This window comes from Caballeronia sp. NCF2 (genome assembly GCF_023631205.1).
GTDB classification, from domain to species: Bacteria; Pseudomonadota; Gammaproteobacteria; order Burkholderiales; family Burkholderiaceae; genus Caballeronia; species Caballeronia zhejiangensis.
Genome location: NZ_JALQDN010000006.1, coordinates 203360 through 217446, shown reverse-complemented (window position 1 = coordinate 217446; position 14087 = coordinate 203360). Strand labels below are relative to the sequence as shown.

The following is a 14087-nucleotide window of genomic DNA, read 5'->3' as shown; positions in this document are numbered from 1 at the left end:
GGTTTGTCGGGATCGTCGGCGCGCGTCAGCGCGTTTCGGCGACAGGCACGCCCGCGACGCGGAGGCGCTCGCCCGCCGCGCTGCGCGCGCGCAGGCTGCGCACGACGCCGCTCGCCATCAACGCGCCGCCCATCGCGCCGAACACGAGGCTCGTCACGTTCGCGGCACGCGCGAGCGCTGGCGTGCCCGCCGCATAGCCTAGCACCGCGCACATCAGCGCGGTCACGAGCGCGACAGCGGCCCAGTGATAGATGTCGATCGGCTCGCCGGCCGTGAGTTCCTTCCGGGTCCGGGCCGGCCGCGTGGGAATCGAGCGCGGATGTGCGCCCCCGTCGAAGTTGAAAATGTCTTCCATGATGCGTTGCCTCTCTCGCCCATCCTCGTGTGTGCGCCTCCGAGACCGCGCCCGTCGGCAATTTCTCGAATATGAGTCACGATGTGAGCCCTATCTTGCAGCTTTCGTGCCAGATCCGGCGACATCGCGCAGGACTGCCGATGGGAGGCGAACCCGCCGACGATCGGGTAACAATTACGCCGTCGCCTTGTAAATTTTCAGTACGGCAAGGAGAACCTTTCCGGAAGCGCCGCGAGGGCCCGCGCGATGCAGACAAAATGCGCTGAACGGCCGGCCCGCGCATTGCCGCAATGTCGTTGCGAATGGTTAAATAGCGTTTATGAGATAGGTGCGTTTGCAACGAACCGGCTCTGAACAAGCAGCCGATGCAGACGCGCCTGGACCGACGCTCAACCAGGAACGACGCTCACGGATCGCGTGAGTCTCAAGGGCAGCGCGCAAGGGCGCGTCATATGCCGATGCGCGCGGTCATCCACGGTTGCGCCGCTCGCGCGCGCCGAGCCGCGCCAGGCCGATTGCGACCGGAAGCGCCCGCGCGAGTCCGCCGCCCGCCCACTACATACGCAGCACTCAGGAACGATCAGGACACATGGCGTCAACCGATCTGGATCAGCCGCCCGCCGCGGTCGGCGATACACCCGCGCAAAGAAAACGCAACACGGGGGAAGTGCCGGGCTTGAAGTCTTATGGACTGCTCTATGGCTCGTCGCCCGTGATGCAGGAGTTGTACGCGCAAATCGAGCGCGTGGCCGCGACCGATGCGACCGCGCTCATCATCGGCGAGTCGGGCACAGGCAAGGAGCTCGTCGCCCGTACGATTCACGACCACAGCGCGCGCAAGGACGCGCCGTTCATCGCGGTGAACTGCGGTGCGATTCCCGACAATCTCATCGAGGCCGAGCTCTTCGGCCACGAGAAAGGCAGCTTCACGGGCGCGGTGCAGGGACGCATCGGCTATTTCGAGCATGCGAACGGCGGCACGCTCTTCCTCGACGAAGTGACCGAGATGTCGCCCGTGCGCCAGGTCAAGCTGCTGCGCGCGCTGGAAACAGGCACGTTCTTTCGCGTCGGCGGCAACGATCTCATCAGCTCCGATGTGCGCGTGATCGCGGCGACGAACCGCGATCCTGTCGCGGCCGTGAAGGAAAACGGCCTGCGCGAGGATCTCATGTACCGGCTCGCCGTATTCCCGCTGCGCGCGCCGCCGTTGCGCGAGCGCGACTCGGATCGCGAACTGCTCGCACAGCATTTCCTGTCCGAAATGAACGCGCAGGAGGGCACGAACAAGGTCTTCAGCAAACGCGCGCTCGACGTGCTGCGCACGTATTCGTGGCCGGGCAACGTGCGCGAACTGAAGAACACGGTTTATCGCGCGTTCATTCTGGCGGAGAAGACGGTGGAGATCGCGCATCCGCATCTCGCATCGCGCGTGAAGAAGCCGGTCACGCAAGGCGACGCCATGAACGTCTGGGTCGGTACGCCGCTCGCCGATGCGCAGAAGCAGATCATCCTCGGCACGCTCAAACACTGCGGCGGCGACAAGCGGCGCGCCGCGAAAGCGCTCGGGGTGAGTCTGAAGACTTTGTACAACCGCTTGGGCGCGTACGAAAACGAGGACACCGAGGGCAGCGACGCGTCGTCGAATAGCGAAAGCTGAAGCGTATCCGAGGCGATATCCGCATGACCGGGAAGCGAGCGCAGACATCCGCGCTCGCTTTTATTTCGCCCTCGGTGCGGTACGTGGATCGAAACGTGCTCTTCACGCTTGCAATTTCTTGCAATTTTCTCAAACCGGTAATTAGAAGCATGCTTCAAAATGCGCGGAGCCCGCGTGCGCGTTTCGTCGCTTCGCGTTGCCGGGCGGTGACTTGAGGGCGGAACCTCAAGTAGATTCGAGGCCCTCGAACCCCGATCGCAAGCGTCGGGAAACGGAAGACGAAGGAAAAGCAACATGCAGATCAGGGTTCATCGGAGCGGGTCGCGTGCCGCCGCGCTCGCCGCGATCGTTTCGGGCGCCATCGCTTGCGTGAGTCTCAGCGGATGCAATTCGCTCTACAGCGAAGGCGCGACGGCCGGCGCCGGTATCGCGGGCGCCGCGGTGGCAAACAGTGTCACCAGCAACGCCGCCGTCGCAACGGGCATCGGCCTCGGCGCGGTCGCCGCCGCGCGCGCGGGCGTGCAGTACACGCAGCGCGTCGCGCATACCTACTCGCAGGATCAGATTGCGACCGTCGCCGGTCCGCTCGCGGTCGGCGCGGTTGCGCCGTGGAAGGCCGTGCATTCAGTGCCGATCGAGGACGACGAAAAAGGCCGCGTGACGGTGAGCCGCACCATCAGCAGCGGCGTGCTCGAATGCAAGGAGATCGTGTTTTCCGTCGATCGCGACGCGACCAAGGACCGCCCCGCCGACAGCGCGTTCTACGTGGCATCGGTATGCCGCGACGGCAACAAGTGGAAGTGGGCGTCCGCCGAACCGGCTACGCCGCGCTGGGGCGCGCTGCAATGACGCTGTCTTTCGACGTATCTTTTGCGCTGCGTCTTGGGCTCGTCGCTGCCGGCGCGGCCGCGTGCCTGACGATGAGCGGCTGCGCATCGATCGGCGCCGCGACGGGTGCGGTGGCGGGCGTCGCGACCGGCGCGTTCACGACGAACCCGGCTGTGGGCCTGGGCGTCGGCATCGCGGTGCAGGCCGCCACCGACGAACTCGTCGCGCGCACGATGAAATCGCTGCATCAGGATCAGCAGGTCATGATCGCGGTGACGGCGGGCATGTCGCAGGTCGGCGAAACGCGGCCATGGAAGGTCAAGCATACGTTGCCGGTCGAGAACGGCCACGGCGAGGTGCGCGTGCTGCGCGAGTTCAATAGCGCGCTCGCGAGCTGCAAGGAATTCGCGTTTTCGGTCGTCGATGGCGACGATGCGAAAGCGCCCGCCGAGTGGTTCGTCGCTACGGCCTGCCAGCAATCCGAAGGATGGAAATGGGCGTCGGCGGAACCGGCCGTCGAGCGTTGGGGGAATCTGCAGTAGGTTTCCCGCGGCTGGATATCGAACGCGCGGCGCTCGTCACGAGCGCCGCGCTTTTTTGCGGTCTCAGCCGTTCGCGATCGCTTCGAGCGCGACCCGCGCCAGAAAGCCGCTGCGGGTTTCGTGGCGCGCCTCGACGTAGCTGTCGATCTTGCGCAGCACGAATCGCGGCAGGCTGATGTTGATGCGCTCGGGACGCGAGTCGAGCTTCGAGAGATCGACTTCGACGTAGGCCCAGATTGCCGTGGCGAAGTCGGGGTTCGGCATCAGATCTTCAATCGGGGAAGGCACCAGCGAAACGTCCAAACCGTCCTCTATAAGAATCGAGACGTGGCTGTAGATTGCCTCCTTCGTATTTTTAATTGCCTCGTCGACCGTCTCTCCCGCAGAAAAAACGCCGGGAATGTCAGGCACGGTAACGCCGTAGCAACTGTCCGGGTCTTTGTGAATGGCGACTGGGAATTCCACTTTCGAATCTCCGTTATGAAGAGTACAGCCGGTTGAGCAACCCGGCCGTCTTGAGGACGCTTCTTACCGTTCCAATGGAAAGATCTTTTCGGGGATGAGGCACCGTGACCAAGCTCATATTTCCCCGACGTTTGAAATGATGGTGACTGCCGACAATTCGGTCCAAGTGCCACCCGTCATCCAGCAGCATTCGTATCAAGCGCGATGAATCCATCTCGTCTCCGAACGCTGCGTGTGTAGCTTTACACACGCAGCAACACTGTTCAAGACGAAAACGGTACGATTCAACGCACCGCGCGAACATTCAGCCAAACGGCCAACGCGCAAAGAAAAAGCGCGGCGCCGTCGCCGGCAACCGCGCTTCGCGTGCTTGCATCCACAGGAAACTCAAGCCTCCACGTCCTCCAGGCTCAGCATCTCGGTCTGATCGTTGTACGAGAAAATTTCCCCGTAGCGGCCCCAGTCGATAACCGCATCGAGCGTTTCCTGCGCGGCCTTGTCGGAGAGAAAGTCCTCCAGTTCCTGCTCGAAGCGCAAGCGCGGCGCGCGATGCCCAGGCCGCTCGTTCAGCACCTTCTTGATCCGCGCCGCCAGCGGCACGTGCCGCAGCAGATGCTCCGCGAACATCATCTTGCGCTCCTGCGTGCCGAACTCCGCGAACACGCGCGCCTGCGGCGTCAGATAGATGTCGCCCTCGCGCACGTCCGCGAAACCGAGATGTTGCAGCACTTCCGCGATCGGGAAGAGATCGTCCACTTCGAGATGCAGCGACCGCGCGATTTCCGGCATGTCCGCGCGGCCGTGGTACGGCTCGGCCGCGAGCGTTTCGATGAGACCCGCCATCAGGTTCGTCGAGACTTCGGGCAGCCAGCTTCCCAACTCCAGCCCCTTCTTCTTCGCTTCGCCCATCTGCCGCGCGGTCATCTTCGCGTAGATATCGTCGACGAGACGCCGGAACGCCGGATCCAGGCGATTGCGCGGATGCTTGAACGGCACCTTGATCTCGGCCATCACGCGGCCCGGATTCGACGACAGCACGAGAATGCGGTCGCACATGAACACCGCTTCCTCGATGTTGTGCGTGACGATCAGCACCGACTTGATCGGCATGCGCCCTTGCGTCCACAAATCGAGCAGGTCGGTGCGCAGGTTTTCGGCGGTGAGCACGTCGAGCGCGGAGAACGGCTCGTCCATCAACAGCAAGGTCGGATCGACGACCAGCGCCCGCGCGAAACCCACGCGCTGACGCATCCCGCCCGACAATTCACGCGGATACGCGTTCTCGAAGCCGTCGAGACCGATCAGGTCGATCGCGGCCAGCGCGCGCTCGCGCCGCTCGCGCGCGGCCACGCCTTGCGCTTCCAGACCCGCTTCCACGTTCTGCAGCACGGTCAGCCACGGAAACAGCGCGAAGGTCTGAAACACCATCGCGACGCCCTTCGCGGGACCGCGCAACGGCTCGTTCAGATAAGTGACTTCGCCGCCCGTCGGCTCGATCAGCCCGGCGATGATGCGCAGAAGTGTCGACTTGCCCGAGCCCGAACGTCCGAGCAATCCGACGATCTCGCCTTCGCGCAGCGAGAGATTCGCATCGTCGAGCACGAGCAGTTCGCCCTGCGTCTTGTTGAAGCCGCGGCTCACGTTCGCGACGCGCAGGATTTCCGCGCCGAGACGCGGCGGCGTGCCCTGGGGTCGCCGCGAGTCTTGCGCAGCGGACGTCTGCGTAGTTTTCAGGTTCTGCATCGGAACTCGTCCTCAATCCAGCCGGAGTCTTGCTTCGGCGTAGGCGTATAGCGGGCGCCACAACAGTCGGTTGAACAGCGTGACGAACAGCGACATCACGGCGATGCCAAGAATGATTTTCGGATAGTCGCCCGCGGCGGTCGTCTGGGCGATATACGCGCCGAGACCATGCGCGACAACCTCCGTCTTGCCCCACGACACCGCTTCCGCGACGATGCTCGCGTTCCACGCGCCGCCCGAAGCGGTGATCGCGCCGGTGATGTAGTAAGGGAAGATGCCGGGGAGCATGCACTTCTTCCACCACTGCCAGCCGCGAATCTGGAAGTTGGTCGCGGCCTCGCGATAATCGTTCGGGTAGGAAGACGCGCCCGCCACCACGTTGAAAAGGATATACCACTGCGTGCCGAGCACGATCAGCGGCGAGAGCCAGATATCCGGGTTCAGATGCCAGCGCACGATCACGACGACGAACACCGGAAACAGCAGGTTCGCCGGGAACGCGGCGAGGAACTGCGCGAGCGGCTGGATCTTCTCGGCGAGCGCCGGGCGCAGGCCGATCAGCACGCCGAGCGGCACCCAGATCACCGAAGCGATCGCGATCAGCACGACCACGCGCAAGAGCGTGATGAAGCCGAGCACGAACACGTGGCCGACTTCGCTCCACGTGACGCCCGTCGCGACGAACGACGCGACCTTCCACACGACGAACACCGTGACTAGCAGCACGGCCGTGCCCCACGCGATATCGCCCGCGCGCGTGGACGGCACCTTCGCGCGCAGCGGCAGGCCGACGTTTTCCAGCGCGCCCTGCAGCGACGGCAGCTTGATCGGCACGCGCGCCGCCTTCGCGAGAATCCAGCCGGCCGGAACCAGCAGACGATGAATCAGGCGCGTGCGGCGGATCAGGTCGAGCAGCCACGACTTCGGCTCGTCGCCGGAACTCGTGTTCTCCATGCGGAATTTGTCCGCCCACGCGACGAGCGGGCGGAACATCAACTGGTCGTAGGCCAGGATGACGACGGTCATCGCGAGAATCACCCAGCCGATCGCGGAGAGATTGCGCTCGCCGATGGCGGTCGCGAGATACGCGCCGATGCCCGGCAGTACGATCGTGCGGTTGCCGACCGTGATCGCCTCGGAGGCGACCACGAAGAACCAGCCGCCCGACATCGACATCATCATGTTCCAGATGAGGCCCGGCATCGAGAACGGCACTTCGAGCTTCCAGAAGCGCTGCCAGTTGGTGAGATGAAAACCGCGCGAGACTTCGTCCAGATCGCGCGGCACCGTGCGCAGCGACTGATAGAAGCTGAACGTCATGTTCCACGCCTGGCTCGTGAAGATCGCGAAGATCGCCGCGCATTCGGCGCCGATCACGCGCCCCGGGAACATGGCGAGGAAGAACGTCACCGTGAACGAGATGTAGCCCAGCACCGGCACCGACTGGAGAATGTCGAGAATCGGCACGAGCACGATCGACGCGCGCCGGCTCTTCGCCGCGAGCGTGCCGTAGATCAGCGTGAAAATGAGCGACGCGACCATCGCCAGCAGCATGCGCAAGGTCGTGCGCAACGCGTATTCGGGGAGATTCGCGGGGTCGAGCGAGATCGCCTGGGTCTGCAGGGTCGAGATCGGCGCCAGGGTCTCGTGGAAACCGACTGCGGCGAGCGCGATGATGCAGATGATCATCGGGAACGCGACGAAATCCCAGCGGTTGGGCAGGATCCGCCACGCCGACGCATTCGCCGTGCGATTCAGATTGAAACCAAATTCCATGCAAGGCCCTCCCCGTAAGGCTTTGTTCCGACCGCGCCGGGCGCGGGATGTTGCTTCTGACGGCAGATAACCGTCAGGCGGGCAAGAAGCCTCTGCCCGGGACGACCCCATGCTCAACGCACGGAGCCGCCGAAACGACGACACGTTCAGTTCGCAGCGCGGCGCCAGGCAGTCGCCGCGTCAGACGATCCCCGTTCTGAACCGCGCGACACTACACCAACCCGCGTGACAGGCACAACCTTCATGCGGTCCGGCACGCGAATCATGCGATGTTTCTGTTGCTCTTCGGCACGGCACGGGCAAAATGAAGGGCAGCCCGCGTCGAATGCGCCCGGCGCTCGTGCTTTCGCTTCCTTTCAGTTTGGCTGCGGCTCGCCGCTATTCGACGAAGAAGCGCCAGCGCGTGCGCCCGGCGCGCGTCCGTTGTGTTGGACAGACGTCGCACGCCGTGACATGGCGCTTGATAGGCGGCAAAAAACATCGTCCAATCTGGGCTTATCACAAACAATAATTTGAGCGCCGATGCGATGCGAGACGCCAGATCCGAGCCGAATAACCGCCTGAGCCGCGCCCGCCGCCCCGTTGCGAGCACAAGCCGGAATACGGCAGACATCACGCGCTGCAATCCACACGCCCGCGTCGACCGCCATGTGCACACCGCGCCGAATGGCCGGCATGGCGCATGCGACCTTTGTCTCGCGTGAACCTCCCATGCGCGCGCGTCCGATGAACAAACTCATCCTGCACCGTGTGATCGCGACGCTCGGCATCGCCGCGTTGGCGTGCGCGTGCTGGGTGGCCGCCGGCTTGTTGTCGGACCGAATGGTACAACAGGAGATGACGGCGACGGTGCGTACCGAGCGTCAGATGGCGGGGTCGATCGTCGACAACATGGCGCAGATCATCGCGAGCGATCTGGCGATGTCGCGCGCCATTCCCGCCACGCTCGCGCAGATGGACCTCACGCAGCGCGCGCTCGCGGAGTCGCGGAATTATGCCTCGAACCCGGCCGGGACGGAACTCGAACGCCGCAAGGACTGGACCGCGCGCCCCGCGCTCGAAAAGGTCAATCACTTCCTGCACGACGCGCAGGGCTTCTCCGGCCTCGACTCGATCTGGCTCGTCAACGAGCGCGGCTTCTGCATTGCGTCGAGCAACGCCGCCGACGACGACAGCTTCATCGGCTACGACATGAGCGCCCGGGGCTATGTCGCCCGCGCGCTGCTCGGCGGCTTCGTCGAGATGTACGGCGTCGGGCGGCTGTCCGGCGAGCCGGGCATCTTCATCGCGGCGCCCGCTTACGAAGACGGCATCCTGGTCGGCGCGGTGATCGCCAAAGTGAGCATCGACCGGCTGCGGCACTGGGTGTCGCGCGCCGGCACCTTCGTGACCGATGAAAACGGCGTCGTCGTGATGGCGCACGACGGCCGGCTCGAATACCAGGCGATGCCCAATGCGCCCATCGCGCGCATGACGGAGCGCGAACGCGTCGAGCACTATCGGCGCGAGTCGTTTCCGGAGCTGCGCATCGCGCACATTGGCGAGCAGATGCGCGCCTCGGAGCACTGGCTCGCGCCCGCGCTCGCGCAAACCTTCTACGCCGCGAACGGCAGCAACGTGCCTTCGCTCTACGACGAGCGCACGGGTCTCAATTCGGGACTGTCGGCGCATATCGTGCATCCGCTCACGAGCTGGCCGGAGATCAGCCGCAATCACAGCCGCGACCGCTTCCTCGTGTTCCTGACGATGCTCGGCGTCGTGACGCTCGCGATCGTGATCGCGACGTCGTATTCGCGTGAGCGGCGCCTGCACCGCGCGACCCGCGATCTCGCTGAACAGCTCCAGTCGGCCAATACGCTGCTTTCGGCCGAAGCGCGCCACGACGCGCTCACCGGCGCCCTCTCGCGCCGCTATTTCCTCGACACGCTGCGTCACGAAGTGGAGCTCGCGCGCTCGGTCGGCACCCCGCTGTCGGTGGCGATCGCGGATCTCGATCACTTCAAGCAGATCAACGACCGCTTCGGGCACGCGTCGGGCGATCGCGCGCTGGAGCATTTCGTCGAAGTGTGCCGTGCGCAGCTTCGTCCGAGCGATGCGATCGGGCGGCTCGGCGGCGAGGAATTCGGCATCCTGCTGCCGCAAACCCCGCTCGCCGACGCGCACGCCGTGCTTGAGCGCCTGCGGAAGCGCTTCCATCACGAGCACTGCGCGCATCTGCCGGACGACGCGGCGCTGTCGGTATCCATCGGCATCACGGAGCTCGCGCCCGACGACGCGCTCGAATGGATTCTCTCGCGCGCCGACCTCGCGCTTTACGAGGCGAAATCGCGCGGGCGCGACCGCAGCGAAGTGCGCCCCGCCGATCCCGGCCCGTCCACCCGGCATCCCGAAGACACGCTGGCCGGCAAGTAGCCGGCCGAACCGGCGCGTCGAGTCACCGCACGGTCATGCGCGTGCCGCGACGCGCACGCATCGCGCAGGTATCATCGATGTTCGAAATCGAATGCCGCTGGCGTGAATCGGGAGGATTGCATGAAGGGAAATCTGGTCATCGTGTGCCGGGATCAGGACGCAGAAACGTTCGACCACCTGCTCGCCGAGTACGGCTCTTTTCAGACGCGGCTGTCGTCGACGACGTGGTTCCTGAAGATCGATCTCGCGCCCGAGGTGATTCAGGAGGAGATTCTCTCGCGCCTCGGCAAGTACACGACGCACTACATCTTCGAGGCGTCGACGGTGACGTACAACACGGTGGACAGCGAAGCGGCGTCCGCGCTCGAAACCCTGTTCGACTGACGCCGCTCCGCCTCTCTGACCGAGCGCGCCGTTACAGCGCGCGCTCTTCGTGCTGCGACCCGGCGCGGCGCTCCTGCACCGGCCGCGTGGCGCTGTCGAACGGAAAGGTCATCGTGACCTGCAATCCGCCGTCGGCACGATTGCCGATCTCGCACTCGCCGCCCGCACGTCGCGCGAGCCGCTCCACGATCGCGAGTCCGAGCCCGCTGTGGCCGCTGCCGCCGCGCGCCGGATCGAGCCGCACGAAAGGCCGGCTCGCCTTGATGAGATCGTCCGGCGCGATGCCCTTGCCGTGATCGGACACCGACAATACCCAGCCCTTGGCTTCCCGCCGCGTCTCGATGACGACCGGCGGCGCGCCGTATGCATGGGCGTTATCCAGCAGATTCGACAGCAACCGGTCCAGCGACGCCGCCGGCAGCGCGAAAGCGGGCCCCGCTTCGAGCTTCAAGCGGATCGGCTGCGCGTCCGGCGACACCGCGCGATACGCCCGCGCGATCCGCTCGCACTGCTCGTCGACGGGAACCGGCTCGCTGCCGTCCGGGCGGTCGTGCGCGAACACGAGGAACTGGTCGACGATATGCGCCATCGAATCGACATCGCGCACGACGCCGTCGCGCATTTTGTCGTCGTCCATCATTTCGGCGCGCAGACGCAGGCGCGCGAGCGGCGTCTTCAGATCGTGCGCGACGCCTGCAAGCATGACGGCGCGATCGTTCTCCGTCTGCGAGACCTCGCGGACCATCTGATTGAAGCCGTGCGTGAGCTGCCGCAATTCGCGCGGACCGCGCTCCGGCACGGGCGGCGTCGGCTGGCCGCGTCCGAAGCGCCCGACCGCCTGCGCGAGCGCGCGCAGTGGCGACTGCAGCTGCCACGCGCCGAAAAGCGCGGCGAGCACGGCGGTCGAAAAGATCAGCGCGAGCCAGACGAGCATGCGGTCGCGCGAGCGCGGCGGACGCAGCGGCTGCACCGGCACGACGACCCAGCCTGCGTCCTTCGCGCCGTGCACCCAGACGCTCGGCGGGCCGCCGGGCTCGTTGAGACGCACGTCGGTGCCGTCGGGCAGACGGTCTTTCAGATCCTCGACAAAGCGCTGCAGCGGCGGCGGCGTGCCCTCGTCGGGCTGCTTCGGCACGTCCGGGCTATCGAGCGCCACGAGGCGCACGCGCGGCGGCAGCGGTTGATCCGGCGTATTGGCGATGTGCTGGCGCACCGCCTCGACCAGGAACACGGCCTCCTCGACGGCGAAGCGCGTCTGCACGTTATCGCGCTCGAAGCGGATGATCGCGAACCACGCCACATGCGACAACACCAACATGCCGATGACGATGACGACCAGCCGGCCGAACAGCGTGTCAATTGCCCGGCGCATTTTGCTCGCCGTCCGGCACGAACACGTAACCGCGTCCGCGCACCGTCTGGATGAAGCGCGGCGCCGACGGATCGGTTTCCAGGATGCGGCGCAGGCGCCACACCTGCACGTCGATGCCGCGATCGGTGCCGTCGTACTCCGGACCGTGGAGCAATTCGAGCAGGCGCTCGCGCGTGAGCGTGCGCATCGGGTTGTTCACGAAAATTTTCAGAAGCGCGAATTCGCTGCCCGACAGCGTGAGCGGCCTGTCGTCCTGTTGCAGCGTGCGCGACTGGAAGTCGAGCCTGAAGCGGCCGAACGAATACGGTTCGCGCTGCTCCGGCGCGGCGGACGGAATCGTGCGGCGGCGGCGCAGCACGGCCTGCACCCGCGCGAGCAGTTCGCGCGGATTGAACGGCTTGCCGAGGTAATCGTCCGCGCCGAGTTCGAGGCCGACGATGCGGTCAACGTCGTCCGCGCGTGCGGTCAGCATGATGACGGGGATGTCGTCGCCGGATGCGCGCAATGCTTTGAGCGCGGTCAGCCCGTCGACGCCCGGCATCATCAGGTCGAGCACGATGAGATCGGGCCGCTCGCGTTCGATGCGGCGTTCGAGACCGCCGGCGTCATGCAGCACCGATACCTCGATGCCCTGCCGGACCAGATAGTCGCGCAAAAGGTCGCGCAGTTCGGCGTCGTCGTCGACGACAAGTATTTGCGTAGTCATGGAATGGAGTTTAGCGCGTGCGTCAGACCTCGATTGATGACAGGCCTGCCATAAGGGTTACGGGGTGTTACGACGAAAGCGAGGCGTAAACCTGCGTAACAAGCCTAAACCATGCCGTAACACGCCGTGCACGGCGAACCCCTACGCTGTGTCTCACCGACAAGCGCGAGACCTCCACGCATCAACCCGTACGTCGATGCAGGTTTCGCGGCTTCGGCTTCGAAAACAATCAAGGGAGTATCAAGATGGCCAAGCAATATCGCATCCTCACCGCCGCCGCTGCCGCAATCGCGCTGACGTTCGGCACGGCCTACGCCGCGACGAACGACGCGCCGCCCCCGCCGCCTCCGGGCGGTCCGGCCATGATGGGCGGCCCCGGCGGTCACGGCGGCCACCGCATGGAAATGCGGATGCAGAAGCAGCTGGACGAACTGCACGGCCAGTTGAAGCTGAACGCGGATCAGGAAAAGCTGTGGCAGACCGCGCTCACGACGATGAAGCAGAATCGTCAGGCGATGCGCGAAAGCTTCAGGCAGATGCACGATCAGATGAAGTCGATGGAAAACCAGCCGATCCTCGACCTGAACGCGATGCACGCCGCGCATCAGAAGACCGAGCAGCAGAACGAGCAGTTGCGCGAGCAGACCGCGACCGCGTGGTTGAACTTCTATAACGCGCTGAACGAACAGCAGAAGACGACGGTCAGCAAGGCGCTGAAGAAGCACTTCGCGAAGATGCGCGAGCACGAGCAGAAGATGCACGAGCGCTGGGGCAAGCACCGCGGCGGCCCGGACGGCGCACCGGGCGCGGCGGCGGGCGCATCCGCCACGGCCAAGCCGTAAGCCGTCTCGGCGCATGAAAGAAGGCCGCGGAGCATGCGCTCCGCGGCCTTCTTTACATCAGTGGAACGATCAGGCGAGGTCGAACAGCAGCACTTCCGCGTTATCGCCCTTCTCGATCGTCACCTTCGACACGTCTTCGAGCTTCACGGCGTCGCCCGCGCCGAGCGCTTCGCCGTTGACCGTCACCGCGCCGCGCGCCACATGCACATACACGCGGCGGCCCGCCGGCACGTCGAAGTCCGCGCGCTCGTCGCCGTCGAAAAGTCCCGCGAAGATGCGCGCGTTCGCGCCGATCTTCACCGAACCGTCGGTGCCTTCCGGCGATGCGATCACCCGCAGGCGGCCGCGCTTTTCATCGTCGGCGAAGCGCTTTTCCTCATACCCGGGCGCGCCGCCCGGCGCATCCGGAATGATCCAGATTTGCAGGAAGTGCGCGGTGTCCGTCGGCGAACCGTTGAATTCGCTGTGGCGCACGCCGGTGCCGGCGCTCATGCGCTGGACATCGCCGGGACGGATCGTCGAGCCGTTGCCCATGCTGTCGCGATGCGCGAGCGCGCCCTCGAGCACGTAGCTCACGATTTCCATATCGCGATGGCCATGCGCGCCGAAGCCCTGTCCGCCCGCGACGCGGTCCTCGTTGATCACGCGCAGCGCGCCGAAGTGCATGTGCTCGGGATCGTAGTAATCGGCGAAGGAGAAGCTGTGATACGAGTCGAGCCAGCCGTGGTTGGCGTGACCCCGTTCGTTGCTGCGGCGAATCTCGATCATGGTATTTGCTCCCGCCCAAGGCGTTGTTTTGCGATGGAGAGAATGTAAGGGCGACGCCCTTCCGAAACAACGCGCGCCACGGCACTACATCGTTCCGCTGATGCATGTAATCGGACACATCCTGCTTCGAACTCGCGCCCTGGCCGGCTTCGGGTAAAATACCGCGCTTTTCCGGGCGGCGACGGGTTGGGAACGCCCGCGAGACGCCGGGAACGCGCCGCGATGCGCCGGAAAAAC

General features: G+C 65.1%; 15 protein-coding genes. 6 read left to right on the top strand and 9 right to left on the bottom strand.

What is annotated here, in order from left to right; all coding sequences use genetic code 11:
- Positions 1 to 25: 25 nt before the first annotated feature.
- Positions 26 to 355: a hypothetical protein gene (locus NCS02_RS04470; protein ID WP_008350796.1), complete on the bottom strand. Its 330-nt coding sequence runs from the start codon at positions 353 to 355 to the stop codon at positions 26 to 28.
- A gap of 589 nt (positions 356 to 944) precedes the next feature.
- On the opposite strand from NCS02_RS04470, the gene NCS02_RS04465 reads away from it, so the two are divergent.
- The 3 genes from NCS02_RS04465 to NCS02_RS04455 all read left to right on the top strand — a co-directional run bounded on the left by NCS02_RS04465 (position 945) and on the right by NCS02_RS04455 (position 3382).
- Positions 945 to 2012: a sigma-54 interaction domain-containing protein gene (locus tag NCS02_RS04465; protein ID WP_008350797.1), complete on the top strand. Its 1068-nt coding sequence runs from the start codon at positions 945 to 947 to the stop codon at positions 2010 to 2012.
- A 294-nt stretch (positions 2013 to 2306) separates the two neighbouring features.
- Positions 2307 to 2861 carry a hypothetical protein gene (locus NCS02_RS04460; RefSeq protein ID WP_175981819.1) on the top strand — a complete coding sequence of 185 codons (555 nt, stop codon included), beginning with the start codon at positions 2307 to 2309 and terminating at the stop codon, positions 2859 to 2861.
- Positions 2858 to 3382 (top strand): hypothetical protein, encoded by a 525-nt coding sequence (locus tag NCS02_RS04455; RefSeq protein ID WP_244807820.1) that lies wholly within the window; start codon positions 2858 to 2860, stop codon positions 3380 to 3382. Before NCS02_RS04460 ends, NCS02_RS04455 begins: the two co-directional genes overlap by 4 nt.
- Positions 3383 to 3445: 63 nt before the next feature.
- On the opposite strand, the gene NCS02_RS04450 is transcribed toward NCS02_RS04455, so the two are convergent.
- The 5 genes from NCS02_RS04450 to NCS02_RS04430 all read right to left on the bottom strand — a co-directional run bounded on the left by NCS02_RS04450 (position 3446) and on the right by NCS02_RS04430 (position 7979).
- Positions 3446 to 3847, bottom strand: coding sequence for a type II toxin-antitoxin system HicB family antitoxin (locus NCS02_RS04450; protein WP_033536674.1), 402 nt, complete (start codon positions 3845 to 3847; stop codon positions 3446 to 3448).
- A gap of 13 nt (positions 3848 to 3860) precedes the next feature.
- Complete coding sequence (locus NCS02_RS04445) at positions 3861 to 4061, bottom strand: type II toxin-antitoxin system HicA family toxin (protein WP_075644177.1); 201 nt, start codon at positions 4059 to 4061, stop codon at positions 3861 to 3863.
- A 173-nt stretch (positions 4062 to 4234) separates the two neighbouring features.
- The gene (locus NCS02_RS04440; RefSeq protein WP_033536675.1) at positions 4235 to 5590 is read right to left on the bottom strand and encodes an ABC transporter ATP-binding protein; all 1356 of its coding nucleotides are present in this window, start codon (positions 5588 to 5590) and stop codon (positions 4235 to 4237) included.
- Positions 5591 to 5602: 12 nt separating this feature from the next.
- Complete coding sequence (locus NCS02_RS04435) at positions 5603 to 7366, bottom strand: ABC transporter permease (protein ID WP_008350803.1); 1764 nt, start codon at positions 7364 to 7366, stop codon at positions 5603 to 5605.
- 262 nt (positions 7367 to 7628) lie between these two features.
- On the bottom strand, positions 7629 to 7979 hold the full coding sequence (locus tag NCS02_RS04430; RefSeq protein WP_250478674.1) for a hypothetical protein: 351 nt from the start codon (positions 7977 to 7979) through the stop codon (positions 7629 to 7631).
- A gap of 113 nt (positions 7980 to 8092) precedes the next feature.
- Between NCS02_RS04430 and NCS02_RS04425 the strand changes: the two genes are divergently transcribed.
- Positions 8093 to 9778 (top strand): sensor domain-containing diguanylate cyclase, encoded by a 1686-nt coding sequence (locus NCS02_RS04425; RefSeq protein WP_034471417.1) that lies wholly within the window; start codon positions 8093 to 8095, stop codon positions 9776 to 9778.
- Positions 9779 to 9898: 120 nt separating this feature from the next.
- The gene (locus tag NCS02_RS04420) at positions 9899 to 10162 is read left to right on the top strand and encodes a hypothetical protein (RefSeq protein WP_008350806.1); all 264 of its coding nucleotides are present in this window, start codon (positions 9899 to 9901) and stop codon (positions 10160 to 10162) included.
- Between the two features lie 31 nt (positions 10163 to 10193).
- Here NCS02_RS04420 and NCS02_RS04415 read toward each other — a convergent pair whose 3' ends face one another.
- Positions 10194 to 11534: an ATP-binding protein gene (locus NCS02_RS04415; RefSeq protein WP_008350808.1), complete on the bottom strand. Its 1341-nt coding sequence runs from the start codon at positions 11532 to 11534 to the stop codon at positions 10194 to 10196.
- Positions 11518 to 12240 carry a response regulator gene (locus NCS02_RS04410; protein WP_008350810.1) on the bottom strand — a complete coding sequence of 241 codons (723 nt, stop codon included), beginning with the start codon at positions 12238 to 12240 and terminating at the stop codon, positions 11518 to 11520. The genes NCS02_RS04415 and NCS02_RS04410 overlap by 17 nt, the downstream gene beginning before the upstream one ends.
- A gap of 245 nt (positions 12241 to 12485) precedes the next feature.
- Between NCS02_RS04410 and NCS02_RS04405 the strand changes: the two genes are divergently transcribed.
- Positions 12486 to 13082, top strand: coding sequence for a Spy/CpxP family protein refolding chaperone (locus NCS02_RS04405; RefSeq protein ID WP_250522897.1), 597 nt, complete (start codon positions 12486 to 12488; stop codon positions 13080 to 13082).
- Between the two features lie 69 nt (positions 13083 to 13151).
- Here NCS02_RS04405 and NCS02_RS04400 read toward each other — a convergent pair whose 3' ends face one another.
- Complete coding sequence (locus NCS02_RS04400; RefSeq protein WP_008350815.1) at positions 13152 to 13850, bottom strand: pirin family protein; 699 nt, start codon at positions 13848 to 13850, stop codon at positions 13152 to 13154.
- Positions 13851 to 14087 lie beyond the last annotated feature (237 nt).

Coding starts and splice junctions, on each gene's coding strand:
- NCS02_RS04465 (WP_008350797.1), top strand. CDS start 945: ATGGCGTCAACCGATCTGGATCAGCCGCCCGCCGCGGTCGGCGATACA.
- NCS02_RS04470 (WP_008350796.1), bottom strand. CDS start 355: ATGGAAGACATTTTCAACTTCGACGGGGGCGCACATCCGCGCTCGATT.
- NCS02_RS04445 (WP_075644177.1), bottom strand. CDS start 4,061: ATGGATTCATCGCGCTTGATACGAATGCTGCTGGATGACGGGTGGCAC.
- NCS02_RS04405 (WP_250522897.1), top strand. CDS start 12,486: ATGGCCAAGCAATATCGCATCCTCACCGCCGCCGCTGCCGCAATCGCG.
- NCS02_RS04425 (WP_034471417.1), top strand. CDS start 8,093: ATGAACAAACTCATCCTGCACCGTGTGATCGCGACGCTCGGCATCGCC.
- NCS02_RS04455 (WP_244807820.1), top strand. CDS start 2,858: ATGACGCTGTCTTTCGACGTATCTTTTGCGCTGCGTCTTGGGCTCGTC.
- NCS02_RS04410 (WP_008350810.1), bottom strand. CDS start 12,240: ATGACTACGCAAATACTTGTCGTCGACGACGACGCCGAACTGCGCGAC.
- NCS02_RS04460 (WP_175981819.1), top strand. CDS start 2,307: ATGCAGATCAGGGTTCATCGGAGCGGGTCGCGTGCCGCCGCGCTCGCC.
- NCS02_RS04440 (WP_033536675.1), bottom strand. CDS start 5,590: ATGCAGAACCTGAAAACTACGCAGACGTCCGCTGCGCAAGACTCGCGG.
- NCS02_RS04400 (WP_008350815.1), bottom strand. CDS start 13,850: ATGATCGAGATTCGCCGCAGCAACGAACGGGGTCACGCCAACCACGGC.
- NCS02_RS04420 (WP_008350806.1), top strand. CDS start 9,899: ATGAAGGGAAATCTGGTCATCGTGTGCCGGGATCAGGACGCAGAAACG.
- NCS02_RS04430 (WP_250478674.1), bottom strand. CDS start 7,979: ATGTCTGCCGTATTCCGGCTTGTGCTCGCAACGGGGCGGCGGGCGCGG.
- NCS02_RS04415 (WP_008350808.1), bottom strand. CDS start 11,534: ATGCGCCGGGCAATTGACACGCTGTTCGGCCGGCTGGTCGTCATCGTC.
- NCS02_RS04435 (WP_008350803.1), bottom strand. CDS start 7,366: ATGGAATTTGGTTTCAATCTGAATCGCACGGCGAATGCGTCGGCGTGG.